The 2284-nt window shown below is 69.0% G+C and carries 4 protein-coding genes and 1 tRNA gene; 3 read left to right on the top strand and 2 right to left on the bottom strand.

Going from position 1 to position 2284, the window contains the following annotated elements; translation table 11 throughout:
- Positions 1-42: 42 nt before the first annotated feature.
- Complete coding sequence (locus ACFCX4_RS35970) at positions 43-531, bottom strand: YajQ family cyclic di-GMP-binding protein (RefSeq protein ID WP_376151647.1); 489 nt, start codon at positions 529-531, stop codon at positions 43-45.
- 215 nt (positions 532-746) lie between these two features.
- On the opposite strand from ACFCX4_RS35970, the gene ACFCX4_RS35975 reads away from it, so the two are divergent.
- A tRNA-Tyr gene (locus ACFCX4_RS35975) sits at positions 747-827 on the top strand.
- Between the two features lie 166 nt (positions 828-993).
- Here the strand turns inward: ACFCX4_RS35975 and ACFCX4_RS35980 are convergent.
- Entirely contained in the window at positions 994-1272 is a 279-nt protein-coding gene (locus ACFCX4_RS35980) for a hypothetical protein (RefSeq protein ID WP_376151649.1), read from the bottom strand.
- On the opposite strand from ACFCX4_RS35980, the gene ACFCX4_RS35985 reads away from it, so the two are divergent.
- Both ACFCX4_RS35985 and ACFCX4_RS35990 read left to right on the top strand, forming a co-directional pair.
- A complete protein-coding gene (locus ACFCX4_RS35985; protein ID WP_376151651.1) occupies positions 1271-1510 on the top strand; it encodes a transposase in 240 nt (79 codons plus the stop codon). The two genes, ACFCX4_RS35980 and ACFCX4_RS35985, sit on opposite strands and share 2 nt — an antisense overlap.
- Positions 1511-1549: 39 nt before the next feature.
- A partial coding sequence (locus tag ACFCX4_RS35990) for a transposase (protein ID WP_376151653.1) occupies positions 1550-2284 on the top strand: 735 nt, incomplete at its 3' end.

Raw genomic sequence — 2284 nt, forward strand, 5'->3', positions numbered from 1 at the left:
CGGCAGCCTCGAACGGGCTGCCGGCCAGGGCCGTCGCGCGACTCAGCGGTAGTTGACGAACTGGATCGCGAAGTCCAGGTCCTTGCCCTTGAGGAGCGCCTGGATGGCCTGCAGGTCGTCGCGGCTCTTCGAGCTCACGCGGAGCTCGTCACCCTGCACCTGGGCCTTCACGCCCTTCGGGCCCTCGTCCCGGATGATCTTCGCGACCTTCTTGGCATCGTCCTGGGAGATGCCCTCCTTGATGTCCGCGAAGATCTTGTACTCCTTGCCGGACAGCTGCGGCTCCTTCGCGTCCAGCGCCTTCAGCGACAGGCCGCGCTTGATGAACTTGCTCTGCAGCACGTCCAGGATCGCCTTGACGCGCTCCTCGCCGTTGGCCTTCATCTCGATCGTCTCGCCGGAGCGCTTGATGTCGGCGCCGACGTTCTTGAAGTCGAAGCGCGTGGAGATCTCGCGGGAGGTCTGGTTGATCGCGTTGTCGACCTCCTGCCACTCGACCTTCGAGACGATGTCGAAACTGGAGTCGGCCATGGGTGTTGGTCTCCTTGATGCTCTGGCTGCACTGACACGGCCCGCCCCACCGGGCGCGCGCCGCCCCAGCCTATCCAGCCCGCCCCGGCCCCCGCCCCGGACGGCCGCGCCACACCCGTCGATCCAGCCCCACGGAACCGGGTGGCGAACCACCCCCCGGCATCGGGTAAGGTTTACCCAGTCGAACGGGGCAAGCCCCGCAAGGCGAACATCCTGGCTGGTTGCCCGAGCGGCCAAAGGGAGCAGACTGTAAATCTGTCGCGCAAGCTACGCAGGTTCGAACCCTGCACCAGCCACAGGATAGAGAAACAGCCCCTGACATGCGGAAACGCATGTCAGGGGCTGTTTTCGTCTATTCGAACACGCGCGGCGCCGCAGTGGCCGTTTCGCGAGGTTTGTCCCACCTGTTGCCGCCCGGATCCCGGCGTTGACCAGCGGTTCCGGACCAGTCGCGGACCAGGATCAGTCGGGCCGTCGCTGGAGGCGTTCGGCGATCAGCCGGTTGGCGTGGTCTTCGTCACCGTGGATGCACTTCGCGTAGACGCGGAGAAGGACGGCGATGCTGTGCCCGGCGCGCCGCGCGCACTCGGCCGGCGCCACCCCGGAGGCCAGCCACAGGGAGATCCCGGCGTGCCGGCCGTCGTACGGCCGCTTCGCGAGCGGGGTGGCCTGCTCGTCCGGGCTCAGTACCTCGGCCCGGGCGGCGGCCCAGACCACCCCGTAGCCGCTCTCCTGCACCATGCCGTCGCGGAAGGTCCGAAACAGCCAGCCGTCCGGCGCCGTGTTGACCCCGAGCCAGGCCACCGACTGCCACCAGTTCCAGACCGTGTTGGAGAAGGTACGGGTACGCGGCCCGGTCGGTTGGCCGCGCACCCGCCCCGGCGCGGTGACCGCCGACAAGGCCCACTCCTCGAAAACCAACCGCGCCTACCTGCGCAGACGCGGGATCACCGCGGTGATCACGGAGAAGGCGGACTAAGCTTGTTCCGGAAGGTCTGGTGCGGGGCATTTCTCCGGTATGGGTGGGGTGCTTCGGGCTGAGCCGGTCTGGGTGGAGACGTTCACGGGGCTGCGGATGCGGCAGTTCGAGGGCTTGGTGCGCGTGGTGCGTGAGCGGGGTGGCAATGGTCCGGGCGGCGGCAGGCCGTGGTGCCTGCCGCTGCCCGACCGGATCCTGCTGGTCGCCGTGTACTACCGGACCAACCTCACGATGCGGCAGCTCGCCCCGCTGTTCGGGATCTCGACCGCGACGGTGTGCCGCATCGTCCAGCGCCTCGGCCCACTCCTCGCCCTCGAAGCCGTTCCACGCCCGGCACCGGGCGTGGAGCGGTTGTGGATCGTGGACGGGACCCTGATCCCGGTCCGCGACCGGACGGTGGGGGCGTCGAGCCGTAACTACCGGTTCTCGGCGAACGTGCAGGTCGTCATCGACGCCGACACCCGTCTCGTGGTCGCCACCGCCCGCCCCGTGCCGGGAAACAAGGCCGACGCCCATGCCTGGCGCGCCTCCCACCTGCCCGCCGCCTGCGCGGGCACCACCGTCCTCGCCGACGGCGCCTACCTCAACACCAGACTGGTCGTCCCCCACCGCAGACACGCCGGCCGCCCCCTGCTGCGGGCCCAGGAGGAGGACAACGCCGAACACCGCCGGGTGCGCGCCCGGGTCGAGCACACCTTCGCCCGCATGAAGAACTACAAGATCCTCCGAGACTGCCGACAGAAAGGCGACGGCCTGCACCACGCGGTGCAGGCC

Source organism: Kitasatospora sp. NPDC056327 (genome assembly GCF_042261735.1).
In the GTDB taxonomy this organism is placed as follows: domain Bacteria; phylum Actinomycetota; class Actinomycetes; order Streptomycetales; family Streptomycetaceae; genus Kitasatospora.

What these genes read in the sequence shown, in the direction of transcription:
- ACFCX4_RS35970 (WP_376151647.1), bottom strand. Translation starts at nt 531, where the DNA reads ATGGCCGACTCCAGTTTCGACATCGTCTCGAAGGTCGAGTGGCAGGAG.
- ACFCX4_RS35985 (WP_376151651.1), top strand. Translation starts at nt 1,271, where the DNA reads ATGCCGTCGCGGAAGGTCCGAAACAGCCAGCCGTCCGGCGCCGTGTTG.
- ACFCX4_RS35980 (WP_376151649.1), bottom strand. Translation starts at nt 1,272, where the DNA reads ATGGTGCAGGAGAGCGGCTACGGGGTGGTCTGGGCCGCCGCCCGGGCC.